We start from the raw sequence: 25,998 nt of genomic DNA on the forward strand, positions 1-25,998 counted from the left end.
CCAGTTCCCTTTTTATCCCTTCGCTTTTCAACCCTGTTTCTCCGCCGTTACAACGTTTCTTTCAACCAGCCAAAAAACTCCCGCTGCCATACCAGGGCATTCTGGGCACTCAGGACCCAATGGTTTTCGTCGGGCAGATACAGCAATTTGCTTTTGATGCCCCGCAACTGGGCCGCCTGAAAAGCCTGCAAGCCCTGCTCAATCGGGACGCGGTAATCTTTGCCGCCTTGAATAATAAAAATGGGTGTATCCCACTGATCGACCAGGTTGCTCGGTGATTTATCGTACGTACGCTGTGCATCCTTATTCTTCTTGTCCCAGTAGGGGCCGCCAAAATCCCAGTTGACGAAAAATAACTCTTCCGTCGTGCCGTACATGCTGCGGAAATCAAAAACACCGTCGTGCGAAATAAACGTTTTAAAGCGTTTTTCGTGAATACCGGCCAGCGCATACACCGAATATCCACCGAAGCTGGGTCCAACGCAGCCCAGGCGATTTTTATCGACATACGGTTCTTTGGCCACCTCGTCGATGGCGCTCAGGTAATCCTTCAGAACCTGTCCGCCCCAATCTTTACTGACCTGTTCGTTCCATTCGGTGCCGTGGCCGGGCATACCCCGTCGGTTGGGAGCCACAACGATATAGCCCTGTGACGCCATCAGCTGGAAGTTCCAGCGGTAGGAATACATCTGAGTCAGCGCCGATTGCGGACCTCCCTGGCAGTAAAGCAGCGTCGGGTATTTTTTAGACGAATCGAAGCCCGGCGGATAAATTACCCAGACGAGCATTTGCTTGTTGTCGGTTGTTTTTACAAATCGACGCTCGGTTTTGCAGATACCGGTATTTTTCAAAACCGCATCATTGACGTGGGTCAGTTGGGTCAGCGAACCGTTCATCAACTCAACACCATACAATTCTGTAGGGTGGTTCATATCGGTTCGCGAAACGATCAGCGTGTTGCCGGATTGCCCCACGATGCCGGTGATATCGAAATCGCCCTTGGTGATCTGCGTAATGATGGGCATCATCTTGGTCAGGCCCGGATACGTCACCCGGAACAACTGAATGGTGCCGTTGACCGCCGAGGTGAAGAAAAGCGAAGCGCCGTCTTCGCTCCATTTAAAACCGTTGACGTGGATATCGTCGCGTTGTTGGGTCAGGTTTAGTTTGGTGACGCCGTTCGAGACTACAATGTCCTGCTTGTCGGCTTCGTAGCCGTCGCGCTTCATTTGCAGCCACGCCAGTTGTCCTTTGGCGTTGAACTCGGGGTTAACGTCGTAGCCTTTGTTCTCTTCCGTGAGGTTTTTGGTGGTGCCGGTGGCCAGGTCATATTCAAACAAATCGGTGTTGGTGCTGACGGCGTAGTCGGTTCCGTGCTTTTTCTTGGTGACGTACAGGATGCGTTTGCCGTCGGGGTGCCAGATGAAGTCCTCGTCGCCCCCAAACGGTTTTTGCGGACAGTCGAACTTCTCACCCGGCATAATATCCTTGGCTGCACCGGCTTTTCCGTTGGTCAGCGGAGCCACAAACACGTGATCGTATTTGCCATCTTCCCAGGTATCCCAATGGCGGTAGTTCAACGAGGTATAGATGTAAGCGTCTGATTTTTTCAGGTCAGGATATTTGTCGGCACTGGTAATGGATTCCAGCTTCACCGCTTCGCTGCTGATGATGTGTTTGCCGTCCGACGAAATACGGGAGTTGGGCAGTAAACCGTCCGTAGTCGCAATTTCTTCCGCCGATCCACCCTTCAGTGGTATTTTATACAGTTTGCGGGCACTCTTGTTGTCCTCCGCATTGGGTGTGCTGACGGCGTAGACGACAAATTTTTTGTCTTTCGACAGGCCCAGATCCGACACCCGGCCCCATTTCCAGAGTTGTTCGGGCGTAAGCGGATTCTGAGCCTGCGTTACCAGCGCTATCGCCAGCAGGCTACCAATCAATCCTAATTTTTTCATATGAATTGGGTAATGAGAAGAAGTGTTTCTGAACCAAACTTACGGATAATCCAGGATTATTAGGGTGCTTAATGCGTTCCGCCAATGGCCCGGGAAAGAAGGATGGGGTTCGTGCCGGAGCTGATTCCTCACCCGATGGCTGGCTGCCCGGTTTTATTCGTTGTCCGATTGGAGACAGTGAAGGGTGGGTACGGTATTTGTTATTTTTTGTGCACGCAACGGTGAATTTGCGGCCAGATTATACTGGGACAAGCGGGCTGAATGTTGTATTTTTGACATTGGAATTTGGTTTGGAAGGCCCCACAAATCAGATTCTGCGTTCTCTGTAACCGGAATGAAGCGGTTTTTTATAGCGATTTTTCTCGTCCTGACGAGGGTGAGTGGAGCCTGGGCACAAGGGTATCAACAAATGGAAGGACGCGTGCTCGATGAAGCAACGGGCCAGCCGGTCGAATTTGCGTATGTCAGTATTGCGGGTAAAGCCTGGGGAACGCTGGCAAATGCGGAAGGGTATTTCTTATTAAAATACCCCAAAATTGATGCGCAGAAAAAGTTGACGATCTCGGCAGTTGGGTACCGAAATGGCGAGCGGAATTTGACGGATTTGTCATCAACCGATACGGTTCAGATACGGCTGAAAACTGCGACGAAGACGCTGGTGAGCACGTCGTTGCGTGAGCCGGAGAAGGCGCGTTCGCTGGTTCTGTCGGCCTGGCAGTCGATTTCGGCAAACTTTCAGACCACGCCTACGGTGCTGAACGGTTTTTACCGGGAAATGCTTTCAGTCGATACAACTTGCTGGCAGGTTCGGGAAGCGGTTCTGAAGGTGGAAAAACTGCCCAATGCCAAAACTGAATGGCCGGAAAAAGTGAAGCTGATCAGAGGGCGCCAGCGCGCGCACCAGCCGTTGCCGAAGATGCTGGATGGGTACGCGTTTCCGAACGGAGCCGCCCTGGTGACCCGGAGCATGGAATTGGGCCCACCGGATTACCTGAGTGGTCAGCATCTGAACGATTATGAATTCAGGCTGGATTCCCTCCTGACCGAATTCGACAATCGACCCGCGTATCGGATGCAATTTGTTCCGGTAGCGGGTCGGCGGGTGCGGGCCGCCCGAACGGGCGAAATCCTGATTGATACGGCCAGCCGGGCCGTGGTGCGGCTGGCGTACGAGTTTACGCCCGAAGCCGCCGGAGAGGTATTGAAAACCAGTTTGAAATCGGTGTTCGATAACCTGACCGGGCGGTCAAAAAAAGAAGTAAAACGGGTAGCGAGCCACAGCCAGTACCGCCAGCTCAACGGCAAATGGTTTTTGCAGGATTCGCGCCTGGTGCTGGAAACGCAGTTTGTACAGGCTGCCAGTCAATCGGCACTGGCCTCGATTCAACTGCATTTTGTTACCACGGAATACGGTCGATCCAATGGACAGGCCGTTCGGGAAACCGAGCTGCTGACAACGACTGAAAACCTGCCCCGGCAACCGGGAACGTACGACGAACGGTTTTGGGGGCATTTCAATACGGTGTTCCCGACAAAAGCGGAACAGTTAAATTTGAAGAACTAGAAACAACGATAATGAACGAAACAGAGACGATGCAACCCGTTGATTTTCTGAAGCAATACTACGGCTACGACCGGTTTCGACCCATGCAGGAGTCGATCATCCGGACGTTGCTGGCCGGGCGTGATTCGTTGGTGCTCATGCCAACGGGGGGAGGAAAATCGGTTTGCTTTCAGATCCCGGCGCTGATGAAAGCGGGGGTCTGCGTGGTCATTTCACCCTTGATAGCCTTGATGAAAGATCAGGTTGAAGCGCTGTTGCAGAACGGTATTCCGGCGGCTTACCTGAACAGTACACAAGGCAATCGCGAGCAGCGGGAGATTGAACAGGATTGCCAGGCGGGTCGCTTAAAACTGCTCTACGTATCGCCCGAAAAAATGCTGTCGGAAGCATTTTTTGTTTTCCTGAATACCTTGCAAATCAACTTCTTTGCGGTCGATGAAGCCCACTGTATTTCGTCCTGGGGGCACGATTTTCGACCGGAATACACGCAACTGAATTTACTGAAGAATCACTTTCCGAATGTGCCTGTGGTGGCGTTGACGGCTACGGCTGACAAGTTGACCCGGCAGGACATCGTAAATCAGTTGAACCTGAGCGATCCGGCGGTTTTTGTGGCCTCTTTTAACCGGCCCAACCTGAGTTTGAAAGTACTGCCGGGGCTAAAACGAATCCAGCAGATTGAGCGGTTTTTGGCGCAACAGCCCGATCAGGCCGGCATCGTCTACTGTCAGAGCCGCAAATCAACGGAAAGTCTGGCGGCCAAATTGCAGGAAAAAGGCTACCGGGCTGGTTTTTACCACGCGGGCATGAGCGCCGAAAGCCGCGCGCAGGCGCAGGAAGAATTTGTGCGGGATGATGTCCGCATCATTTGCGCAACGATTGCCTTTGGAATGGGCATCGATAAATCCAACGTGCGCTGGGTGATTCACTACAACATGCCTAAAAACCTGGAAAGCTTTTATCAGGAAATCGGGCGGGCCGGGCGCGACGGGCTGGCGGCCGAAACGTTGTTGTTTTATAGCTTCGCCGACGTGGCCAACTGGAAGGAAATGCTGGCCGAAAACGCTCCCGCCAACCTGGGCTTGCAGATGGCCAAACTGGAGCGGATGCAGCAATACGCTGAGGCCCACTCGTGTCGGCGGCAGATTTTGCTGAGTTATTTTTCGGAAGACCTGGGCGAACCCTGCGGAAACTGTGATGTTTGCCAGAGCCCGCGGGTGATGTTCGACGGAACGGTATTGGCCCAGAAGGCGCTCTCGGCCCTGATTCGGCTGAAAGAGCAGGTACCCATGAACACGTTGATCGACGTGCTGCGGGGGTCGCGCAACCAGACGGTTTTACAAAACAACTACCACCTGATCAAAACCTACGGCGCCGGAAGCGATCTGAAGTTTGACGAATGGCGGAGTTACCTGCACCAGCTCATTAACGTTGGCGTGATCGAAATCGCTTACGACGATCACTATTGCCTGCGTCGGGGTATTCTGGCCAGTGCCGTGCTGTATGAAGGCCGGAAAATTGAACTGATCAAACCGGAAGAAGCCGCCCAGCTCAAAACCGAACAGAAGCCCAAAACCAAAACCGAAGCGGCACGCGACGGCCTGTTCGAGCGGTTACGGAGTTTGCGGAAACAGCTCGCCGATGAGCAGAATGTACCGCCGTACGTGATTTTCACGGATTCGACCCTGGAGGAGATGAGCCGCCTTCGCCCCACCACGCCCGACGCGTTCCGGAACGTCAGTGGGGTGGGAGAGCGGAAGCTCCAGGTATTCGGAAAGCCGTTTATGCAGGAAATTGCCGCCTTTCTGACCGGGCAGGCCCGCGAGGGAACTACCTTAAAGGGAGCGACACATTTGCTGACCTACGATCTTTATCAACAGGGCATGGCCATCAACGAAATTGCCGACGAACGGAAGCTCTCCGCATCCACCATCGGGATGCACCTGGTCTATCTGGCAAATAACGGTTATGACGTCGACCTGGCTGCGCTGGTAACTACGGCCGAACGCCTTGATATTGAGCGGGCAATTGAACGGGTTGGTATTGATAATAACGTTTTAAAACCCGTTTTTGAAGCGCTTCAGGGGCGCTATGATTACACCAAAATTCGAATCGTTGCGGCACTTTCAGGACGAATTCTCTGAGTGGTCTATGGCGTTAGTAGGTTGGCCGTTTAGTAATTTTAGAAGAACCAATAATTGGTAAAGTGCAGATAATCAACTATCTTCGTAGAATCGACTTTTTATTAAACCGTGACCGTCGTGTTGACGTAAACAACAAATAAGTCTGTTTTGATAAAAGAAGCTAGTGTATTTCTGCTGCTGTCGGCTCTCAAACCAATCGGTTTTGCGACAGCGAAGGACGTCCATTCAAGAGAGTTCACGTCCCACACCAATGGCACCGTCAGTGTAAGGCTGCCAGGAACCGCAACCATTCAAAGTTTACAGCCGGTCCAATTTTGCGGGGAGTATGTTCCCCTTAAACAATCTAAAGTTACCAGACGATGGGTAACGGTCTTATTACAACAATCCCGGCACCGGGATTATTTGCTTCGGCTCCGGAAACGGGCGGTAGTTTACTTCCCGGTTATTGAGCCTATTTTGGCTAAGTACAAGATTCCCAAGGATTTTAAGTATTTGCCGTTGGTGGAAAGTGATTTGTCCGGAACCAGTACCTCCCCTAAAGGAGCGGGTGGCTACTGGCAACTAATGCCCCAAACCGCCCGGAATTACGGCCTGATTGTTCGATCAGGACGTGATGAGCGCCGGGATCTGCAAAAATCGACCGTGGCTGCCTGCCGCTACCTGCGCGAGTTGCATCAGGAACTGGGTTCCTGGACGTTGGTGGCTGCGGCTTACAACAGTGGTGTAACCCACGTACAGCGTCGCATCGATCAGCAGGGTATCCGGAGCTATTACAACCTGCGGCTTTATCGGGAAACCAGCACGTACCTGTACCGGGTGCTGGCGTACAAAGAACTGCTGACGCGCCCGCGGATGTACAGCGATATGCTGAAACCCGCCGTGCTGGCTGATTTGACAAAACCGCTGCCAGGTGAGCATTTCCGACCTGATGTACTGCCCTTCGTACAGCCAAGTTCGGAGCCGGGGGTAGAACCCGAACCAACCTGGGGGCCGCGCAGCCGCAACTTGCTGGAGGAAACCCTGGCACAGATTGTGGGCGAAGCCGAGGGGCATGCCGATCCGGCTGATGGCGGTTCTGCGTCCATGACGGCATCGGCTACGCAGGCACCAATGGCCATGACGGCCCTGTTGGGCATCCGCGTGCTGCGATTCCGCCGTACGCGTTTGTATCAGGTTTTTCTGAAGGCCAAGCGTAAGATTCAGCCCCTGTTTGATTGGGACTGGGTATAGAACTGATTCGTCAGGAAAACAAAAAAGGGACGCTTGCGTCCCTTTTTTGTTTGGTAATCCGGCACTCCGCTAACACGCCAATTGATACTGGTTATAGTCGCGTGAGTCAAACCCGCACCAACTCCGCTACACCCACGCAATAATCCGCAGCCCCGTAGTAGACCAGAATCCGGCCATCGGGCAGCTGCACCCAGCCATTCGAAAAAACCACATTCGGGAAGAAACCCACCCGTTCCCAGTCGAGATCGGGCGTCAGCAGCGGGGCAGTCGAACGATCGAGTACCTTGGTCGGGTCATCACGGTCGAGCAGGGCCAGGGCCAGTGAATATTCGTGATTGATGCTCGCCCCGTGGTAACAAACCAGCCAGCCTTTGTCGGTCAGGATCGGCTCTGGACCGGCTCCAATTTTCAGGTGTTCCCAGGGTGTTCCGGCGGCTCCGAACAAAAACCGATTGTCGCCCCAGTGGATGCCATCCGGTGAACGGGCCAGCCAGACCGACGGTTTGCCGATATCCGAAACCATGGGGCGATGGAGCATGTAGTAAAAACCGTTTATTTTTTGCGGAAACAGGCAGGCATCCTTATTGGGTGGGGGCAGTACCATACCTTTTCGTTCGAAGGAAACGAAATCTTTGGTGACAATCAGGCCAACGCCGGGGCCATTTTCCGAAACGGCCGTGTACGTAATCCAGTATTGACCGTCCAGAAACGTAATCCGGGCGTCTTCCACCCCGAACGATTCGTCGGCCCGTTCCGGAAAAATGAACGGCTTTTCATCGACTGTGAAGTGAATGCCATCCTGGCTACGAGCCAGTCGCAGGTGACTCAGCGAAGTCAGGTAGGCCTGATCGCCGATCTGCACCACGCGTGGATCGTAGTCACCTTCTGGCTCAGGGAAGGTTTTGATAACCAGTTGGAACTGGCCACCGAGTTCCTGAACGATGGGTACCTGGATTGTTCCCGGGCGCGGTTCAACGGCTTCGGCCACACGCAGCAACAGCAGAGTTTCGTTCCCAAAACGGCAGGCTGCCGGGTTGAAGGCACCCAGAACCTGAAAGTGCGGATGCGACGGTTTGACATCGGCAGCGGATAAAATCGGTTGGTCGGACAAACGGCGGAGTTGGTGGTTTTTCATGGTCAATGGGCGGAAGTCATGTACTCTTTGGGCGAGGACTGGACCGGTTTATTGGAACGGGCGTAGGTATTGAGAATATTTACGATAATCTGGGTCATATATTCCCGCTTATTGAACACAATATCGTGACGGTTTTCGGGCAACAGAAACTCCTTGGATTCGGCATTGACGAGATGCGAACGGCCAAACGCCACATTGGTGGGGTATACCAGCTCGTCGCGCTGACCGTGCAGGAAGGTGACACCCGCTTTGATTTTCGACCAGTCGGGCAGAATTTCGGTCAGAGCCTGGCGGTGCGCCAGTTTTTCATCGTTGGCGAGCAGCAGCAGGGGCGGGATCAACCAGCGCAGGGGCGGCTTATCGATGAAGTAACTGATGGGATAGGTGCGCTCCAGTCCGGGTCCTAAAGCCGAGGACACAAAAACTACGTGGTCTACTTCATTCGGATTGTTCATCGCCAACCGGGCCGAAACTGAGCCGCCGTACGACGAACCGACAATCATTAGAAATGGCGCCTTGCGGTAGCGATCCATTAGGGGTTGAAGTAGCCTGGCCTGGTTGACAATCGAGGTTTCGACACGCCCAAAATCGGAATAGCCGTAACCCGGCCGATCCACGGCTACCAGATGAGCGCGATTGAGCAGGGTGGTGTCCCTGAAAAACTTCGAGAAAAAGGACGACGAACTGGGAGCGCCGTGTACGAACAAAACCACCGGTAGGGAGTCCTGGCCAGCTTCCTCGGTTTCCATGTACCGGATGGTGCGGTCATTAACCGTATAGCGATGAACGACCGGGTGAACGGGACCATCCCGAAACTTTTCGACAATCTCCTCATCGCTGTCGCGGGATTCTATCCAATGAGCTGCCGTCAGCAACCCGGCAAAAACAACAATAATGACAATGAAAGTCCATTGAAGGACGCGCAAAAATAACTTCATACTCCTTATAACGACCGATTCCGTGCTGAGGTTTGGATAACGATGGGTGGATGGTGCGTTGGACCGAAACCGTTCCGTAACCTTATCCATTTGGTATATAAACATAAAAACGGGGCAAACATTCCGGAAATGCCTCGGTTATTGAGTAAACACACCCTATACTACGTATGGAAAGCCGCCCGGAAAAAATTGATGAATCTGGACACGAAGACGCGATCGGACTGGAAACCAGACCGGAGTTGATGAATCCGCCCGATGCACCGCAGGAAGATACAAACGATACGCTTGAACCCGACGAAGGCACCGATGGGAATGATACCGAACCGGGAACCGGCGTATCCATCGGTTCTGCCGGTTCGCAGTCGGTGCCTGTGTAACCACCGTCACATTCTGACAAAAGGATTGGTTTTCTTCTCCCGCCCAATGGTGGTTGGATCCATGTGCCCGGCGTAAACCGTAAAGTCGTCGGGTAGGGTGTACAGCTGTGTTCGGATGCTGCGCAGCAGGGTTTCATGATCCGATAGTGGAAAATCGGTCCGGCCGATGCTACCCCGAAACAACACATCTCCTCCCACGACAAACCGGTCGGCATGGTTGACAAAAGCGACATGTCCCGGCGCGTGGCCCGGTACAAACCGAACTTCGAGTTCCGCATTCCCGAATGCAACCGTTTGGCCTGCTTTCAGAAAATGATCAACTTCGGTTTCTTCGTAGCCCGCTAAACCGTAGTGCGGAGCCAGAATTTTGGCCGACCGCAGAACAGGCAGGTCATCCTCGTGCAGGTACAGCTCAAGACTGTATTTTTGTTTGACAAACGCGTTGCCCAACACGTGGTCGATATGCGCGTGGGTGTTGAGAAGTTTGACGGGCTTAAGGCCGTTTTGCTCAATAAAACCCGCCAATTCATCTCTCTCGTATTGCTCGTAACAACCGGGATCGATGATGACGGCTTCGCGGGTTTCGTCGTATAGAATGTAGGTATTTTCGGCAAGTGGGCTGAAAACAAAGGATTTTACCTGGACCATAGGGCGGAAGGGAAAGCGTTACAAAAGAAGAAAAAGGCTGGGTTTTTTGTGTAAGTCCGGCGTTTGTGATTTCCATTCACGGATGCTGAGCGTCCGGACCAGTTCGTCGCTGGCGGTCAGGTTGCAGGCCACACACAACCGGGTTTCTGGATGACAGGTAGCCAAAATGTCGGCCAGCAACTGGTTGTTACGGTACGGCGTTTCCATAAAGATCTGGGTTTGCTGCCGCTTGCGGGCGTCTTGTTCCAACTGCCGGATTTGCTGAATCCGAGCCGGTTTTTCAACGGGTAAATAACCGTGAAAAGCGAATGATTGGCCACTCATGCCGGAGGCCATCAAGGCCAGTAGAATGGAAGACGGTCCGACCAGCGGGCGTACCTGCCAGCCCGATTGGTGAGCCAGCCGAACGGCTACCGCCCCCGGATCGGCCACACCGGGGCATCCCGCTTCGGACAAAATACCGGCGTCCTGGTGGTTTTGTTGCAGGAGTTGCAGTTGCTGCCGGGTATCGGTTTCGGGGGTGTCTTTGTGGAGATCGTAAAACGTCAGTTCGTCAATGACCACGCCCGTTTTCAGGCTGCTGATAAATCGCCGGGCCGTACGAACGTTTTCAACAAAAAACACCTTCGTGTGCCCGATCACCTCCCGAATTTGGGGGGATAAAACCTGGTCGACGGTATTTTCGGCCAAAACCGTTGGAATAAGATAAAGCGTAGGCATTTTCTTCGAGTTGTCACTGTGTGGACTGCAAACCTAAACAAGATGACGCATATAATTGAAATGGTGTTCAATCATTGGGTAGCTTTGCAGTATAATTATTCATCTCGTTCGTGAAGTACCATGCAAACTCCTTTTGAAACAATCAACGAAATTATTCGTACCCGTCGCAGCATTTTTCCGCCTGAATATAGTGACAAGCAAGTCCCCCGGGAAGTGGTGGAGGCCGTTGTCGCCAATGCCAATTTTGCGCCGACTCACCGGCTGACGCAACCCTGGCGGTTTACCATTTTTCGGGAAAAAGGCCTGCAAAAACTGGCTGATTTCATGGGCGATCTGTACCGCTCACAAACCCCACCCGCGTCTTTTTCGGAAGGAAAATATGAGGGTACTCGTTCCAAATTTCTGCGGTCTTCCTGCGTGATCGCGGTGAACATGCAACTGCATTCCGACAAAGTTCCGGAATGGGAGGAGCTGGCGGCTGTGGCCTGCGCCGTGCAAAACATGTGGTTGACGGCCACGGCGCTGAACGTGGGCGCTTACTGGAGCACACCGGGTAACCTGGACCTGCTGGGTGAATTTCTGAACCTGAGTCCATCGCAGAAGTGCGTTGGGTTGTTTTTCATGGGTTATCATGATGGCAAAGAAAAACCGGCTGTTCGGAAGCCCATCGAAGAAAAACTGACCTGGATTGAAGAGTAGTGAATTAGGAATGATCAACGGTGCGTTATGAATTAAAAATCAGAAAGCTGGTAGGTAATTCATAACGCACCGTTGATCATTCATGGCTATTTTCCCAGAAACCGCATCAAAACATCTACGAATTCATCCGGTTTTTCGGCCTGTACCCAGTGGCCGGCGTCTTCAATGGTTTCGAGGGTGCTATTGGGGAAAATCCGTTTGATTTCCGCTTCATCTTCATCCTTGATATACCGCGATTTAGCGCCCCGAATAAACAGCGTCGGTTCGGTCACCGAGCGGACGTGTTGCAGCTCATCACCAATCCCTTGTAATTCCTGCTCAATGACGGGCAGGTTCAGCCGCCAGTCGAATTGACCTTCTTCGGTCCGGTAGAGGTTTTTGAGCAGGAATTGACGCACATAGACCAGGGGCTCGTACTGACTCAGGATTTCGTCGGCTTCGTTCCGACTTTTCAGCGTGCTCAAATCAATGGCTTTTAAACCCCTGATCAGTTCAGCGTGGTGAATGGGGTAGGACTTGGGTGCAATATCGACCACCACCAGCCGACTGAATTGTCCGGGATAATTCATGGCAAACTGCATAACGGTTTTGCCGCCCATGGAATGACCGATAACGATCGGGTTTTCCAGCTGATGGTCGTTGATGAACTCCATTAAGTCAGCGGCCATGGCGCTGTAGTCAAATATTTCACTGCGCGGAGAGCGACCGTGGTTGCGCTGATCGACCAGAAAAACGCGGTGATTGTGCTCAGCGATGGTTTTCGAAATGGTCAGCCAGTTGTCGGACGAGCCGAAAACGCCGTGCAAAATGATAATAGGTGTCCCGGACTCGCCGGTCTGTCGATAATAAAGTTTCATGCCACGTACCCCCGGACCGTAGCCCGGGATTTATAGTTAAAACCCGGCGGAAACGGGTTCCGCTGCTTCGCAAAATAAGGCTTTTATTCGGGGAAACGTAGGAATGTTAGGCTGCGCACCATTTCCCACGTGTGATTTGTCGTACTTCTGACGGTATTTTCCGGCTTTGAAGTTGGAAGTAGTACGCTGCAACTTTTGCTGTCTCGGGTATCACTTTCCTTATATAGTCGACCGGGCAACCCTACTGACTCGTTTGTATATTTCCGTTTAGTAAAATACATTGGATAAGAAAAATAACCGCTAACTAATTTTCTCTTTTCTATTTTTTGGAGCTGAAAGGAATGGCTCTGGTCAATAAGAATTATCAGGTGCTGTGCCGGCGTAAGATCTAAATAAGTGGTTGATTAAAAGTGTGTTGTGTGTAGTTATTACAAAAAAGAGAAGGCATTGGATGATTTCTTAATAAAAAATTAACAGACCGAAATTGAACGATAAAAACAGATTTATGGAGTTTTTGGAGATTCCCGGTTTGAGTGCATAGGATTATAGTACTTTACTAAGAACGAAGGCTTGGGCCGCAAAAAAAAATATTGTTTCTTTGTAATGAGTTGGCTCCAGGCAACTGAGGGCTTTTCAGATCAGTTTAACCAAATTAACAGAAATTATGTGTAAAAGACTACTGTGGTTTCAGATGGTAGTGGTGGCTTTTGTGCTGATTTTCAGTGTGTTTGATAGTCACAAAGCATTAGCACAGGTTACAAATTCTTCAATCAACGGATTAATTACCGACGATAAAGGCGAGGGATTGCCCGGTGCGACGGTAAAAGCAACACACGTTCCTTCAGGAACGGTTTATGGTACAACTACCCAGAATACGGGCCGTTTTACCATCCCAGGGATGCGGACGGGCGGACCGTACACCGTAGAAATTACGTTTGTGGGTTTCGAACCCAAGGTCGTGCAAAACATTACGCTCGTATTGGGTGAACCGTATGTATTAAATCAGAAATTGGGCGAAAGCTCGCAACAACTGGCCGAAATTCAGGTCGTTGCCAGCAACTCGATTCTGAACAACGAACGGACGGGGGCTTCGACCAACATCAACGCCCGTCAATTGACGTCGCTGCCGACCATCAGCCGGAGCTTGACGGATTTTACGCGGCTGACTCCTCAGGCCAACGGAACGGGTTTTGCCGGTCGCGACCCGCGTCTGAACAACGTTCGGATTGACGGAGCGACGTTCTCCAACGGTTTTGGTCTGAGCAACGATCTGCTGCCGGGTGGTGATGCGCAACCTATTTCACTGGATGCTATCGAAGAGGTTCAGGTGAACGTTGCGCCGTATGACGTACGTCAGAGCAACTTTACGGGGGCTGGTATCAACGCCATTACCCGGAGCGGAACCAACCAGTTGACCGGTTCGGCCTACGGTTTTTACCGGGATCAGAGCTTCAACGGCACCAAAGTGGCCGGTGTAGCGCTGCCCGAGCAGTCGAAATCGTCCAACAAAGTGTATGGCGCCCGGCTGGGTGGAGCGTTGATCAAGAACAAGCTCTTCTTTTTCGCCAACTTTGAGCGCGAAAATTACGTCTTCCCGGGTAACGTATGGGTTGCCAACCGGGGTGATAACGCGGGTCGTCCCGGTGTTGCCCGGACTACGGTAGCTGACCTGGAAGCGGTGAGTGCTCACCTGAAAAGCAAATACGGTTACGATCCGGGTGCTTACGAAAATTACGCCAATCAATACGCCAACCTGAGCACCAAATTCCTGGGTCGTCTGGACTGGAACATCAGCAACAAGCATAAACTGACGCTGCGTTACAACCAGGTCGTGGGAACGAGCGATGCCGGTACGAACAACAACTCGGGACCTAACCCACGGTCGAGTGCCAACCGGATCAGCTCTGAGTCGATCTCGTTCGAAAATGCCAACTACGCGCTCAAAAACGTGGTTCGTTCGGTAACGGCCGAGTTGAACAGCAACTTTTCGTCGAAACTGTCAAACCAGTTCCTGGCCACGTACAGCTACATTGAGTCGACGCGCTCAACGCCCGGTTCGCTGTTCCCGTTTGTGGATATCTGGGAAGATGGCCGGAACTACATGTCGTTCGGAACGGAATTGTTCTCGTATAACAACGGACTGAAGAACAGTAACTTCTCGTTCATCGATAACCTGACCTACCAGGCTGGCAAACACACCATCACGGCGGGGGCCAGCTTCGAGATCATGAACTTCGACAATAGCTACGTACGGATGGGGACCTCATATTACCGGTTTAATTCGGTACAGGACTTCCTGAACGACCGCGCTCCTTCGGTATATGGGGTTACGTATCCATTCCAGAGCGATACGTGGGCAAAAGTTAAGTTCGGTCTGGCCGGGTTGTATGCGCAGGATCGGATTGCGATCAATGAGCGCCTGAATACGACCATCGGTTTGCGGGTAGACATGCCGCTGTTCCTGGATAAACCGTTGAACAACCCGGCTATTGACGCCCTGCGGTTGCTCGATCAGAACGGCAATGAGACAACCTTTAACACAACGAGATGGCCGAAATCGCGGCCCCTGTTCTCTCCACGCGTTGGGGTTAACTACGACGTGTTTGGGGATCGGACCCTGCAAGTGCGCGGAGGAACCGGTATTTTCACGGGTTTGATTCCGTTTGTATGGTTTACGAACATGCCAACCAACTCCGGCGTGTTGCAAAATACCTTCGAACCGGTGAACGCGGCTACGCTGGCCGAAATCACCAGTCTGAATGCTGATCCGTACTACTGGGTGAACCGCCTGCCCAACCGTTTCCCGAAAACCCCGGGTGCCAATGCCCCCGGAACGGTTGCTCTGGTTGATCCCGAGTTTCGGATGCCGCAGGTTTTCAGAACCAATATCGGTGCCGATTACAAAATCCCCGGTACTCCGCTCGTCGCCAGCTTCGACCTGATCTACACGAAAGATATCAACGCCACGTACCAGTACAATGCCAACCGGAAACGGGCTACGCAGACGCTGAATTACTCGGGTGACAATCGGGACTTCTGGAATGGTACGGCCAACGCAACCTACAATCCGGCTACCGGGCCAATCGTGCCAGTTCTGTCGAACACCAGCAAAGGACATTCTGTCGCTGCTACGTTGGGCGTATCGCTGCCCGCGCGGAGAGGTCTGTATGGTTCGTTCTTCTACAACTATACGGCAGCTAAAGATGTAACGGGTAACCCGGGATCGGCGGCTAACTCAGCCTGGTCGAACAACTACTCCATCAACGATCCCAACGAATTGCTGCTCGGTCAGTCGCAATACGCCCTGCCGCACCGTCTGGTGGGTAACCTGTCGTACCGTTTCGAGTACATCAAGCACCTGGCTACAACGGTTTCATTGTTCTATCAGGGAACCAGCGCGGGTCGATTTGCTTACACGTACAACGGCGATATCAACCGGGATGGGGTGAGCCTCGACCTGCTGTATGTGCCAAACAGCTCTTCTGAACTGAACTTTGTGGATATCGTGAGTGGCGGAACGGTTCGCTTCACGGCCCAGCAACAGCGCGAAGCCTACGACCGGTTCGTTGAGAATGTTCCGGCGCTGAAAGCCGCCAAAGGTGGTTATGTAGAGCGTAACTCCGGTATCCTGCCCTGGTTCCACCGCTTCGACTTCCGGTTGTTGCAGGATGTCTTCACCAACGTAGGTCCGAGACGCCATAGCCTGCAATTCAGTGTTGATATCACGAATGCGGGTAACCTGCTGAACTCCAACTGGGGGATTCGTCAGGAGCTGAACAGTGGTTCGCTTTACAACTACGCGCTGCTGAACGTAGCGGGTGTAACGGCGGCTGGTGTGCCAAGCTTCAACATGATCACAATCAATCAGAACAACCAGACCATTCTGCCAACTACTCCATATCGTAACTATTTCGATATTGCCAATACGTGGCGGATGCAGCTGGGCTTGCGGTACAACTTTTAAGCTCCGCTCAGAATAAATCAAGTACTCCCGGGTCCTGCAAAGGACCCGGTTTTTTTGTGGCCAACCGTTCAAAAAACATCCACGAATACATGATGCATTCAACGTATATTTCCAGTAATTAGGGGCGAAATCAAGCAACGCCCTGTTTCACTTCAATTATGAGAAATTCGATTACTGGTCGATTTACGATGCTGTTAAGCAACAGTATCCAATCGGTATTTCATGAAGAACGATGACCTATATAATTGAACAAGCCAGGCCAAATGACGCTCTGCCCTGGAACCTACTGTTGCTGGCAGATGAAAATCCGGACCTGATTCGGGCGTATTTGCCAACCAGTCTGATTTACCTGTTGAAACGCAAGGAGGAAGAGCCGGTGCTGGGAGTCTGTTTGTTGCAGATCGAAGACGATGCCGGTGAAATTGTGAACATTGCCGTAGAGCCAGCGTTTCAGGGAAAGGGCCTGGGTAAGGCGTTGCTGACGTATGCCACCGAAGCCGCCCGGCAGCAGGGATTATCACGGCTGATTATCAAAACCGGTAATTCCGGAATTAGTCAGATTGCGCTGTATCAGCAGCACGGTTTTGATTTAATCGACGTCAACTACAACCACTTTTTGCGGGCTTACCCTGCCCCGATCTGGGAAAACCGGATTCAGTGCAAACATCAACTAATTTTTGAGTTAATCCTTTGATCGCAGTCTAACTCGATCCGTAGGCTCCTAAAATTAAGTATATTTAGCACTTAAGGGCTTCCTTTCGTTAAAAGACGTTAACAAGGCTTTTCGCTAACGAAGCTGGGTATATCTTGCTTTTCAATCATTCAACAGTAAGACGATGAAACACTATTTGCTAGTGGCCGGACTTTTGTTGCCCTTGATTAGCCAAGCACAGGCGACTACGCAACCCGATTTAGCGCAGGGGCAGGTACAGGTTGGCCTGGGAGTTGGAGCGGGTTGGGGCAATTCGGTTGGCGGTTATTTGCGGGCTACGCCGTATGCGCAGTATTTTCTAAAAGAAGGCTGGGCTTTGCGCCTGGAAGGTCGGTATAATTACAACGGATCCGATGGTGATAACTATTTGGGGGCGGGTTTGATGACCCAGTACCATTTTCTGCGGACAAACCGTTTCTCCCTTTATGGCCAGGCGGGGTATTTCTACGGTCGAACGAATTACGGTTTGTATCGCTTCGTTGAAGAATCGCCCACCATTTCCCGCCTGGAGCGGTATCGCGCAGAACTCAATTACGGCATGGTGAATGTTGGGCTGGGGGGACAGTATCAATTAAGCCGACGCTGGTCGATTAATGCCCTGGCTGAGAAGCATTTTGGTCAGCAGGTAAACCGGTTTCCGGCCGACGGGTATAGCGTCAACCTGGGTGTTGGCTTCCGAATCAAGTAAAAGACAGTTTTAGGATAAAACCACGCTGGCATTGGCGTGGTTTTGTCATTTTTAACGGTTTTAATGAGGGTGAAAGTGGAGTATGAATACGGTATTTAGACTTTGCGTTCTACACCGGCGGCTCGCAGCACTTCCGTCGCATTTTGGTAGCCCTGGACAATGAGCCGCCCGATATCATCGGATGAAAACCGCATCAGATTAAGGTAAAGCGGTTCCTGCGGACGAATGACGGTCAGCTCCATATCGCGACCGTGCAGCTTTTCACGTTCAACACAACGTTCGGCCCAGGCAATGTCGTTATTAACAATCTGATTAACGGTAATGTCTTTGACCCGTTCTACCAGATTAAGCAGGCTGCGGTAGTTGAATTTTTCCGTGAAAATCCGCTTTGCGTGACAGGCCACGCAAATCAGTTCGGTCGCACCGTCGTCGATGGCTTCCCGCAGGGGAGCAACTTCTCGCAAACCGCCATCCAGAAACATCTTCTGCTGGTCACCGCCGATGCATACGGCGGGCATCAGAAACGGCAGTGAACTGCTGGCGATCACATAATCCAGAATGGCGTCGTCATTGTTACTGGCATACACCATATCGCCCTTGATGATATCGACGGCCCCCACTTTCAGTTTAACGGGACTATTGATTAAGGTGGGGAGTTTGATCGCCGTTCGGATCAGATTTTGAAGCGGAGCGTTGTCCAGCAAACCGTCAAAACGGCTCATTAGGGTGTTGTACCCCATCATCAGGCGCGAACGGATTTCGGCCACATCTTCGGGCTTTGTAATGTTTCGAATCCAGAACTCAATCAGCCGTCGGCCAGCCAGGGGCCAGTTGATGACTCCGTGTTCGGCAAATTGCTTACCCGCTTCGTGCGTCAGAAAAACCGCATTGAGGCTACCAACCGAAATACCGTAAATGGCTTCGGGCTCAAAACCGGTTTCCAAAATGGCCTGAATGGCACCGGCCTGAAAGGCGCCCTTGAGCGAACCGCCACCTAATACAAGTGCACGCATGAAGAGAATAATGAAGTATGGATGATGAATGCAAAGCTCAATTAACGGTTTTCTGGCCATCGTTCATACTTCATCATTCATAAATTTTTAAAGTTTTGCCCCGAAGTTCGCATTTCAGTGGTATACTTGCGGCCTGAATACGGTTCATCCAACCCGATGGACTGATTGCACTGATGCCACTATCGATCCGGGACATACAAGCGCCGATTGCTGCTGAAATGGAAACATTTGAGCTCAAATTTCGGCAATTTATGAAGAGCGAAGTCATGCTGCTGGATCAGATCATGAACTACATTGTACGCCGGAAAGGCAAGCAACTGCGGCCCATGTTTGTGTTTCTGATGGCGGGCGTCTGTGGTAAGATCAACGAATCGACCTACCGGGGAGCTGCCCTGATCGAGCTGATTCATACGGCAACCCTGGTGCACGACGACGTGGTAGACGACTCCAACTACCGCCGGGGTTTCTTTTCAGTCAATGCTTTGTGGAAAAATAAAATTGCGGTGCTGGTGGGCGATTACCTGCTTTCCCGCAGTCTTTTTCTGGCGGTTGATCACGAAGACTTTGAGTTTCTGCGATTGATCAACCGGGCCGTCAAGGAAATATCGGAGGGCGAGCTGTTGCAAATCGAAAAAGCCCGGCGGCTGGATATTACCGAAGCGATTTATTTTGACATCATCCGTCAGAAAACCGCCACCCTCATTGCCGCTTGCTGCGCCGTGGGGGCTCGCTCGGTGGGTGCTACGGCTGAAATCATCGAAAACGCCCGGCTTTTTGGGGAGAAAGTAGGCATTGCGTTTCAGATCAAAGATGATTTGTTTGACTACGGCGATGTTGAAGTGGGCAAGCCACTCGGGATCGACATCAAGGAGAAGAAAATGACCCTGCCGTTGATTTACGCCCTGAATCAAGCTAGCTGGAGCGTAAAACGCCGGATCATCAACATCGTTAAAAACGAAAGCGAAAACCCGAAAAAGGTGGCAGAAGTCATCGATTTTGTGAAGCAGTCGGGCGGCATTCAATACGCCACCGAAGTCATGACGCGTTACGTCGAAGAAGCCAAAAACCTGCTCTTCACGTTGCCCGATTCATCCTACCGCAATTCCCTCGAACAACTCGTTCAATACACCATCGAACGGAGCAAATAGAGTTAAATGTAAGAGCTTCGTCGGAGCACGCACAGAATGCGTCAGCCTTTTAATGCTTACTTTTTAACTCCAGCTCCCGCGCTTCCGGGAGTTTCCACCAGGGGAGGTACGGCCAGGTGTGGTGCTCGGCGTGGTAACCGAAAAAATAACAACTCAGAAAAGCCGCCACGTGGTTGGGTTGCTGGCTGCGGGCGTTGTGGGGCGGATTATGGTGCTCCCCACGGTGGGGCATGTAGGTTCCGAAATAGAAAAGCTGGAACGTGCTCAGAATGGCTGGCACCATCCAGAAAACAATCAGATTCTCGACCGGAAACCAGATTTGCAGGATGTTGTACGTAATGCCCATCAGGACAATCTGAACAACGGAAATATATTCCTTTAAAAAGCTGTAATACCACGCCACCAGGTTCGGATTGCCGTCGTGAAAATCAGGGTCGTTGCCGGTGGCTGCGTGCTGGTGGTGCAGGTGGTGCTTACGGCTGAGCCGGTTGTAGTTGTTAAACGCAAACAGCGTTGTGCACAGAAAACCGATCCAGTAATTCAACCGCTTGTTGTGGGGGGCAACCACGCCGTGGATGGCGTCGTGAGCCGTAATGAATACGCCGGTATACAAGTGCGTCTGGATCAGGACAAACAGATAAACCAGCGGGTTTTTCCAGTCAATCGGCAAGTTCAGCAGAAAAGCGAGCATACCAAACCAGCTCAGCAGAATGGCTGCGGCAGCATAAATTCCCCGATTCCCGATGTGTGCGGGTTTAAATGCAATAACTGACGCCATCTTTCATCTTCATTTCACCCTCTAACGGCACGTGTACCAGAAATGTTCACTACTTTTGGGGTGGTAACCCGACCTAACTTTAAACAGTTTTTAAATTTAGTATGAAATTACTACGTTTTGCGGCATTTCTGATCGCACCTTCCCTGGTATTTGCTCAAACTACCCCTAAAAAAGTCGCCGGTGCGCCAACGACGCTGAGTCGCCCGAAATTGGTGGTTGGCATTATCGTTGACCAGATGCGCTACGATTATCTGTATCGTTATTACAACAAATACAGTGAAGGAGGATTCAAGCGAATGATGCGCGACGGCTTCAATGCCCGCAACAATCATTATCATTACGCGGCCACGATTACGGCCCCGGGTCATACCCACGTATATACGGGTTCGGCCCCGGCTATTTCTGGTATGGTGGGCAATGACTGGTACGACCGGCGATTGGATCGCGACGTGTATTGCGTCGAAGATTCTACCGTTTCAGGTGTATCGGCCAGCGGAACAGCTACGTCGTCCGGAAAGATGTCACCGCGCAATTTGCTGGTTTCGACGGTTACGGATCAACTGAAAATTGCGACGCAGGGCCGTTCCAAAGTGATCGGAATTGCAATGAAAGACCGGGGTGCCATTCTGCCTGCCGGACATGCCGCCAATGCTGCGTACTGGTTCGATTCGAAAGATGGGAGCTGGATTTCGAGCACCTTTTACATGAAAGAGCAACCACAGTGGGCCAAGGACTTTAACGCCCGCAAGCTGGCCGACAAGTATTTGACGCAGGCTTGGGAAACGGTTTTGCCGATTGATCAGTACATTGAAAGCACCGTGGATGATACGCCGTTTGAAAACCCGCTGGCGGGCGAACAGAAATCCGTATTTCCGCACCAGGCCGTGGCATCGCTGGGGAGCAAGTACGAAGCACTCCGCACCAGCCCGTTTGGCGACGTATTAACGAAAGAAGTAGCCCTGGCCGCGTTAAAAGGGGAAAACATGGGAAAGGGCACAGAAACCGATTTCCTTTGCGTCAGTTTTTCATCGCCCGATGCCATTGGCCACCGGTTCAGCCCGTCATCCATCGAAATCGAGGATGAATACCTGCGATTGGATAAAATCATGGCCGAGCTGTTGACGGCGCTGGATGCTCAGGTTGGGAAAGGAAATTATTTCACGTTTTTGTCGGCCGACCACGGTGTTGTGGACAATCCGCTGTATTCGCAGAGCATGAACCTGCCGGGCGATTTTGTGGAGGGAAAACAGATCTCGGCCGCAACAACCAAGGCGCTGGTGGATGCTTTTGGACCCGGTAAATGGTTTGTCGGCAATTCGAACGGCCAGATTTACATGAATCATGACCTGATGCGCGAGAAGAAGGTGAAAATGGCGGAAGTGACCGAAGTGCTCCGGCTGGCGCTGCTGAAAGAACAGGGTATCCAGAACGTGGTCAACCTGCACGATGTGTCGTCCAATTCGGTGCCAACCTACTGGCTGCCGTTGCTGCGTAACGTTTACAACCCCAAGCGGAGCGGAGACGTGTTGCTGGTAACGGAGCCGGGCTGGCTGCAAGGTGCCCGTCGCGGTGGAACAACCCACGGAACCCTGTACAACTACGATACGCACGTGCCGCTGGTGTTTTATGGCTGGGGCATCAAACCCGGCGAAACCATGCGCCGGACGCATATATCGGATATTGCATCGACGGTTTCGGCGCTTCTGCACATTCTGGAACCCACCGGAAACATTGGTGATCCGGTGTTTGAAGCCATCAAATAAACCGTCTGGTACGGGCTTAAAGAAAGGCCAAAACCGTAGCACTACGGTTTTGGCCTTTTTGTTTGACTCTTTTTACAGTGTGCCTGCTTAAAAGAGTGCCGTACAATCGGTTTTCGGGCTTTTTTGCCTATTCAGGGTGTTACAGAAGTAGCAGTGGCGACGTGCCATCTGAACTATTCTACTAACAATTGGCCTACAAACGGTATGCAGAAGGGTTCGAACGACCATCTTTGGTGGCAGAAGGGAGTCATTTACCAGATTTATCCCCGGTCGTATCAGGATAGCAACGGCGATGGCATCGGTGATCTGCCGGGCATTCTTACTCGGCTGGATCACCTCCAGTGGCTGGGGGTTACGGCAGTCTGGCTTTCGCCCATTTATCCGTCTCCGATGGCCGATTTTGGCTACGATATCTCCGACTACCGGGGCATCCACCCTTTGTTTGGCACGCAGGACGATTTTGATACGCTGCTTCGGGAGGTTCACCAACGGGGTATGAAGCTGATTCTGGATCTGGTGCCGAATCATACATCCGATCAGCACCCCTGGTTTCTGGAGTCCCGCTCGTCCCGCGATAACCCGAAGCGCGACTGGTACATCTGGCACGATGCGCTCCCGGACGGTTCGGCCCCCAATAACTGGCTCAGCGTTTTTGGCGGTAGCGGTTGGGAGTGGGACGAAACCACCGGTCAGTTCTACTACCACGCTTTTCTGAAAGAACAACCCGACCTGAACTGGCGGAACCCGGAGGTTCAAAAAGCCATGTTTGATGTCATGCGGTTCTGGCTGAATAAAGGCGTCGACGGTTTTCGGGTGGATGTAATGTGGCACATGATCAAAGACGATCAGTTTCGCGACAATCCCGTAAATCCGGATTACCAGCCGCACATGGCTACTTATGAACAACGGCTGCCGGTTTATTCAACCGATCAGCCGGAAGTTCATGCGCTTGTGCTGGCGATGCGAAACGTGTTGGATGAGTACGACGAACGGCTCATGATCGGCGAGATTTACCTGCCGGTTCATCAGTTGGTAACCTACTACGGTATTGACGGAAAAGGTGCGCATCTTCCCTTTAATTTTCAACTGCTACTACTGCCCTGGGAGGCTCCTCAGATTGCCGCTGCCATTGATCAGTACGAAGGCGTTTTGCCCACGGGTGGCTGGCCTAACTGGGTACTTGGTAACCACGACCAACCCCGGATTACCAGCCGTGTCGGGCGTGAGCAGGCTCGGGTAGCGGCCATGTTGCTGCTGACGCTTCGTGGTACACCCACCATTTATTACGGCGAGGAAATTGGGATGCGGGATGTGCCCATACCGGTTGAAGAAGTGCAGGACCCACAGGGCTTGAACATGCCGGATAAGAATCTGAGCCGCGATCCGGCCCGAACGCCCATGCAGTGGGATGCCACTACAAATGCTGGTTTCACCACCGGCAAACCGTGGCTTCGGTTGGCCGGAAATTTTGCCCGCGAAAATGTAAATAGCCAAAAAGATGACCCCTATTCCATGCTTTCGCTGTATCGTCGGCTGCTTTTGCTGCGTCAGAAAGAGCCTTCATTGATGGTGGGCGATTATAAACCGGTGTACGCCGACACGCAGCTGATTGCCTACATTCGTCAGGCGGCCCACGCTGACCGGTTTCTGATTATCTTAAATTTAAGTCACCGGCCGGTGTACTTTAAAGCAAAAGATGCTTCGCTCAGCGGGGTGGTTGAGGTGGCAACGTATCCGGAACTGGAAGGGCAAACCGTTGGCGAAACCATCAATTTGGGCGGAGATGAAGGAATTATTGTTCGATTGAATAAGTAACACGAATGAAAACGATTGGTGCGAATTACATCGGCGAGGGCCGGTGTGTCTTTACGGTCTGGGCGCCGAAAAAAGAAACGATGAGCTTACACCTTCTGCAACCGAAGGAGCAGCAAATTCCGATGAAGCGAGCCGGGCAAGGCTATTTTCAGGTTGAAGTTGACCACGTAGAGCCGGGAACGCAGTATTATTTCAAGCCGAATGGAGGGCGCGAGTACCCCGATCCAGCGTCGCATTTTCAGCCCGAAGGGGTACACGGTCCGTCGGCCGTGGTTGATCATGCGGCCTATCAATGGCAGGACCAGACCTGGCGGGGGCTGCCGTTCCGGGATATGATTTTGTACGAGCTGCACGTCGGTACGTTCACGCCTGAAGGCACGTTTGAGGCCATTATTCCGCGGCTGGATGCGTTGGCCGAAACCGGTATTAATGCCCTGGAACTGCTGCCACTGGCCCAGTTTCCCGGCAACCGCAACTGGGGCTACGATGGCGTGTATCCGTATTCGGTGCAGAATAATTACGGTGGTCCTGAAGGACTGAAAAAACTGGTTGATGCCTGCCATGCGCGCGGCATAGCGGTTTTTCTGGATGTCGTCTATAACCACCTGGGACCGGAAGGCAATTACTTCGCTCTGTTTGGCCCATATTTTACGGATAAATACCACACGCCCTGGGGCAACGCCATCAACTTCGACGGTCCCTACGCCGACGGCGTTCGGGATTATTTCTCCAACAATGCCCTATTCTGGTTTGAACACTACCACATCGACGGGCTGCGGTTTGATGCTATTCATGAGGTGTTTGATATGGGGGCGGTTCCTATCTGGGAACTGATCCATTCACAGGTAAAATACCTGGAACATCAGCTGGGCCGCACGCTGCACCTGGTGGCCGAATCGGACTCAAACAACCCACGGGTGGTCAAAAAGCCGGATACGGGTGGGTACGGTTTCGATGCGCAATGGCTCGATGATTTTCACCATGCCCTGTATGTGTTACTGGACCAAGATGGCAGAAAACGCTACCCGGACTTCGGGCGGATGGAGCAGCTGGCCAAGGCTTATACCGACGGTTTTGTAATGAGTGGCGAATATGCATCTTTCCGGCAGCGGAAATTTGGCGCGTCAACGGCGGGTATACCGGGCGACCGCTTTGTGGTGTTTAACATCAATCACGATCAGGTCGGCAATCGGATTGGTGGAGAGCGACTTTCGCAACTGGTTGATTTTGAGCGCCAGAAGCTGGGAGCTGCGGCTGTCTTTTTATCACCCTATGTGCCAATGCTCTTTATGGGAGAAGAGTACGCCGATGAGACGCCGTTTTTCTATTTTGTCGACCATTCGGAAGAGTCCCTGATTCAGGCGGTAAAAGACGGGCGAAAGAAAGAGTTTGCGGCCTTCAATGCGGATGACGATCACCTGGACCCGTTCGACGAAAAATCGTTTACGGATTCGATCATTCAGTGGGAAAAGCGCACCGAAGGCAAACACCGCATCATGCAGGAGTGGCACAAAAAACTCATTCACCTGCGCCGATCCGAAATAGCCCTTAAAAATATCTCCAAAAATGACATTCGGGTGACGGTTTTGGATCAGGACGGTTTCGTACTACACCGGCAAAGTACCAGCGGTTCGAATCACGTGTATTGCCTGTTTAACCTCTCAGACAACGCCATTTCTTACACCCTGCCGACTTGGTTGTCAGGATGGAACAAGCTACTGGACTCGAAAGAAGCTCAGTGGTTTGAACGGGGCGTTGGAAGCCCGATGCCCCAGCAACCTGAGTCAGGTGAGCAACTAACGCTGGCACCTTGTAGCGTAACGGTTTATGGCAGTCGGTAAGCAAAT

General features: G+C 52.1%; 20 protein-coding genes. 12 read left to right on the forward strand and 8 right to left on the reverse strand.

The genetic code is table 11. The features are described 5' to 3' along the window. Positions 1 to 47 precede the first annotated feature (47 nt). The gene (locus tag ACYVH9_RS09000) at positions 48 to 1,958 is read right to left on the reverse strand and encodes a S9 family peptidase (RefSeq protein ID WP_460635971.1); all 1,911 of its coding nucleotides are present in this window, start codon (positions 1,956 to 1,958) and stop codon (positions 48 to 50) included. A gap of 334 nt (positions 1,959 to 2,292) precedes the next feature. On the opposite strand from ACYVH9_RS09000, the gene ACYVH9_RS09005 reads away from it, so the two are divergent. The 3 genes from ACYVH9_RS09005 to ACYVH9_RS09015 all read left to right on the forward strand — a co-directional run bounded on the left by ACYVH9_RS09005 (position 2,293) and on the right by ACYVH9_RS09015 (position 6,896). Continuing rightward, positions 2,293 to 3,522, forward strand: a complete 1,230-nt coding sequence (locus ACYVH9_RS09005) for a carboxypeptidase-like regulatory domain-containing protein (RefSeq protein ID WP_460635972.1) — start codon at positions 2,293 to 2,295, stop codon at positions 3,520 to 3,522. A gap of 11 nt (positions 3,523 to 3,533) precedes the next feature. Next, entirely contained in the window at positions 3,534 to 5,666 is a 2,133-nt protein-coding gene (gene recQ, locus ACYVH9_RS09010) for a DNA helicase RecQ (protein WP_460635973.1), read from the forward strand. Positions 5,667 to 6,122: 456 nt separating this feature from the next. Continuing rightward, positions 6,123 to 6,896 (forward strand): lytic transglycosylase domain-containing protein, encoded by a 774-nt coding sequence (locus tag ACYVH9_RS09015; RefSeq protein WP_460635974.1) that lies wholly within the window; start codon positions 6,123 to 6,125, stop codon positions 6,894 to 6,896. 106 nt (positions 6,897 to 7,002) lie between these two features. Here ACYVH9_RS09015 and ACYVH9_RS09020 read toward each other — a convergent pair whose 3' ends face one another. Beyond that, entirely contained in the window at positions 7,003 to 8,031 is a 1,029-nt protein-coding gene (locus ACYVH9_RS09020; RefSeq protein WP_460635975.1) for a glycoside hydrolase family 130 protein, read from the reverse strand. A 2-nt stretch (positions 8,032 to 8,033) separates the two neighbouring features. Beyond that, positions 8,034 to 8,969: an alpha/beta fold hydrolase gene (locus ACYVH9_RS09025; RefSeq protein WP_460635976.1), complete on the reverse strand. Its 936-nt coding sequence runs from the start codon at positions 8,967 to 8,969 to the stop codon at positions 8,034 to 8,036. Positions 8,970 to 9,136: 167 nt separating this feature from the next. Here ACYVH9_RS09025 and ACYVH9_RS09030 point away from each other — a divergent pair, with 167 nt between their 5' ends. Beyond that, positions 9,137 to 9,346 carry a hypothetical protein gene (locus tag ACYVH9_RS09030; protein WP_460635977.1) on the forward strand — a complete coding sequence of 70 codons (210 nt, stop codon included), beginning with the start codon at positions 9,137 to 9,139 and terminating at the stop codon, positions 9,344 to 9,346. Between the two features lie 6 nt (positions 9,347 to 9,352). On the opposite strand, the gene ACYVH9_RS09035 is transcribed toward ACYVH9_RS09030, so the two are convergent. Continuing rightward, on the reverse strand, positions 9,353 to 9,994 hold the full coding sequence (locus ACYVH9_RS09035) for an MBL fold metallo-hydrolase (RefSeq protein WP_460635978.1): 642 nt from the start codon (positions 9,992 to 9,994) through the stop codon (positions 9,353 to 9,355). 18 nt (positions 9,995 to 10,012) lie between these two features. Then, positions 10,013 to 10,714, reverse strand: a complete 702-nt coding sequence (locus tag ACYVH9_RS09040) for an SAM-dependent methyltransferase (RefSeq protein WP_460635979.1) — start codon at positions 10,712 to 10,714, stop codon at positions 10,013 to 10,015. 120 nt (positions 10,715 to 10,834) lie between these two features. On the opposite strand from ACYVH9_RS09040, the gene ACYVH9_RS09045 reads away from it, so the two are divergent. After that, a complete protein-coding gene (locus tag ACYVH9_RS09045; protein ID WP_460635980.1) occupies positions 10,835 to 11,413 on the forward strand; it encodes a nitroreductase family protein in 579 nt (192 codons plus the stop codon). Positions 11,414 to 11,499: 86 nt separating this feature from the next. Here the strand turns inward: ACYVH9_RS09045 and ACYVH9_RS09050 are convergent, their stop codons facing one another. Continuing rightward, on the reverse strand, positions 11,500 to 12,270 hold the full coding sequence (locus tag ACYVH9_RS09050; RefSeq protein ID WP_460635981.1) for an alpha/beta fold hydrolase: 771 nt from the start codon (positions 12,268 to 12,270) through the stop codon (positions 11,500 to 11,502). A gap of 664 nt (positions 12,271 to 12,934) precedes the next feature. Here ACYVH9_RS09050 and ACYVH9_RS09055 point away from each other — a divergent pair. The 3 genes from ACYVH9_RS09055 (at position 12,935) to ACYVH9_RS09065 (ending at position 17,634) form a co-directional block, all read left to right on the forward strand. Beyond that, on the forward strand, positions 12,935 to 16,234 hold the full coding sequence (locus ACYVH9_RS09055) for a TonB-dependent receptor (RefSeq protein ID WP_460635982.1): 3,300 nt from the start codon (positions 12,935 to 12,937) through the stop codon (positions 16,232 to 16,234). A 232-nt stretch (positions 16,235 to 16,466) separates the two neighbouring features. Then, positions 16,467 to 16,928, forward strand: coding sequence for a GNAT family N-acetyltransferase (locus ACYVH9_RS09060; protein ID WP_460635983.1), 462 nt, complete (start codon positions 16,467 to 16,469; stop codon positions 16,926 to 16,928). Between the two features lie 142 nt (positions 16,929 to 17,070). Further along, positions 17,071 to 17,634 carry a hypothetical protein gene (locus ACYVH9_RS09065; protein WP_460635984.1) on the forward strand — a complete coding sequence of 188 codons (564 nt, stop codon included), beginning with the start codon at positions 17,071 to 17,073 and terminating at the stop codon, positions 17,632 to 17,634. Between the two features lie 95 nt (positions 17,635 to 17,729). Here ACYVH9_RS09065 and ACYVH9_RS09070 read toward each other — a convergent pair whose 3' ends face one another. Continuing rightward, a complete protein-coding gene (locus ACYVH9_RS09070) occupies positions 17,730 to 18,647 on the reverse strand; it encodes a patatin-like phospholipase family protein (RefSeq protein WP_460635985.1) in 918 nt (305 codons plus the stop codon). 173 nt (positions 18,648 to 18,820) lie between these two features. On the opposite strand from ACYVH9_RS09070, the gene ACYVH9_RS09075 reads away from it, so the two are divergent. Then, positions 18,821 to 19,795 carry a polyprenyl synthetase family protein gene (locus ACYVH9_RS09075; protein WP_460635986.1) on the forward strand — a complete coding sequence of 325 codons (975 nt, stop codon included), beginning with the start codon at positions 18,821 to 18,823 and terminating at the stop codon, positions 19,793 to 19,795. Positions 19,796 to 19,844: 49 nt separating this feature from the next. Here the strand turns inward: ACYVH9_RS09075 and ACYVH9_RS09080 are convergent, their stop codons facing one another. Then, entirely contained in the window at positions 19,845 to 20,573 is a 729-nt protein-coding gene (locus ACYVH9_RS09080; protein WP_460635987.1) for a fatty acid desaturase, read from the reverse strand. A gap of 101 nt (positions 20,574 to 20,674) precedes the next feature. Here ACYVH9_RS09080 and pafA point away from each other — a divergent pair, with 101 nt between their 5' ends. The 3 genes from pafA to treZ all read left to right on the forward strand — a co-directional run bounded on the left by pafA (position 20,675) and on the right by treZ (position 25,992). Further along, positions 20,675 to 22,336, forward strand: coding sequence for an alkaline phosphatase PafA (pafA, locus tag ACYVH9_RS09085; RefSeq protein ID WP_460635988.1), 1,662 nt, complete (start codon positions 20,675 to 20,677; stop codon positions 22,334 to 22,336). Positions 22,337 to 22,540: 204 nt separating this feature from the next. After that, positions 22,541 to 24,151, forward strand: a complete 1,611-nt coding sequence (locus tag ACYVH9_RS09090) for an alpha-amylase family glycosyl hydrolase (protein WP_460635989.1) — start codon at positions 22,541 to 22,543, stop codon at positions 24,149 to 24,151. Positions 24,152 to 24,156: 5 nt separating this feature from the next. After that, a complete protein-coding gene (treZ, locus tag ACYVH9_RS09095; protein ID WP_460635990.1) occupies positions 24,157 to 25,992 on the forward strand; it encodes a malto-oligosyltrehalose trehalohydrolase in 1,836 nt (611 codons plus the stop codon). Positions 25,993 to 25,998 lie beyond the last annotated feature (6 nt).

This window comes from Larkinella harenae (assembly GCF_054780515.1).

Excerpts from the sequence above, each read along its gene's own strand:
- ACYVH9_RS09000 (WP_460635971.1), bottom strand. The coding sequence starts at position 1,958 with ATGAAAAAATTAGGATTGATTGGTAGCCTGCTGGCGATAGCGCTGGTA.
- ACYVH9_RS09005 (WP_460635972.1), top strand. The coding sequence starts at position 2,293 with ATGAAGCGGTTTTTTATAGCGATTTTTCTCGTCCTGACGAGGGTGAGT.
- recQ (WP_460635973.1), top strand. The coding sequence starts at position 3,534 with ATGAACGAAACAGAGACGATGCAACCCGTTGATTTTCTGAAGCAATAC.
- ACYVH9_RS09020 (WP_460635975.1), bottom strand. The coding sequence starts at position 8,031 with ATGAAAAACCACCAACTCCGCCGTTTGTCCGACCAACCGATTTTATCC.
- ACYVH9_RS09025 (WP_460635976.1), bottom strand. The coding sequence starts at position 8,969 with ATGAAGTTATTTTTGCGCGTCCTTCAATGGACTTTCATTGTCATTATT.
- ACYVH9_RS09030 (WP_460635977.1), top strand. The coding sequence starts at position 9,137 with ATGGAAAGCCGCCCGGAAAAAATTGATGAATCTGGACACGAAGACGCG.
- ACYVH9_RS09035 (WP_460635978.1), bottom strand. The coding sequence starts at position 9,994 with ATGGTCCAGGTAAAATCCTTTGTTTTCAGCCCACTTGCCGAAAATACC.
- ACYVH9_RS09040 (WP_460635979.1), bottom strand. The coding sequence starts at position 10,714 with ATGCCTACGCTTTATCTTATTCCAACGGTTTTGGCCGAAAATACCGTC.
- ACYVH9_RS09045 (WP_460635980.1), top strand. The coding sequence starts at position 10,835 with ATGCAAACTCCTTTTGAAACAATCAACGAAATTATTCGTACCCGTCGC.
- ACYVH9_RS09050 (WP_460635981.1), bottom strand. The coding sequence starts at position 12,270 with ATGAAACTTTATTATCGACAGACCGGCGAGTCCGGGACACCTATTATC.
- ACYVH9_RS09055 (WP_460635982.1), top strand. The coding sequence starts at position 12,935 with ATGTGTAAAAGACTACTGTGGTTTCAGATGGTAGTGGTGGCTTTTGTG.
- ACYVH9_RS09060 (WP_460635983.1), top strand. The coding sequence starts at position 16,467 with ATGACCTATATAATTGAACAAGCCAGGCCAAATGACGCTCTGCCCTGG.
- ACYVH9_RS09065 (WP_460635984.1), top strand. The coding sequence starts at position 17,071 with ATGAAACACTATTTGCTAGTGGCCGGACTTTTGTTGCCCTTGATTAGC.
- ACYVH9_RS09070 (WP_460635985.1), bottom strand. The coding sequence starts at position 18,647 with ATGCGTGCACTTGTATTAGGTGGCGGTTCGCTCAAGGGCGCCTTTCAG.
- ACYVH9_RS09075 (WP_460635986.1), top strand. The coding sequence starts at position 18,821 with ATGCCACTATCGATCCGGGACATACAAGCGCCGATTGCTGCTGAAATG.
- ACYVH9_RS09080 (WP_460635987.1), bottom strand. The coding sequence starts at position 20,573 with ATGGCGTCAGTTATTGCATTTAAACCCGCACACATCGGGAATCGGGGA.
- pafA (WP_460635988.1), top strand. The coding sequence starts at position 20,675 with ATGAAATTACTACGTTTTGCGGCATTTCTGATCGCACCTTCCCTGGTA.
- ACYVH9_RS09090 (WP_460635989.1), top strand. The coding sequence starts at position 22,541 with ATGCAGAAGGGTTCGAACGACCATCTTTGGTGGCAGAAGGGAGTCATT.
- treZ (WP_460635990.1), top strand. The coding sequence starts at position 24,157 with ATGAAAACGATTGGTGCGAATTACATCGGCGAGGGCCGGTGTGTCTTT.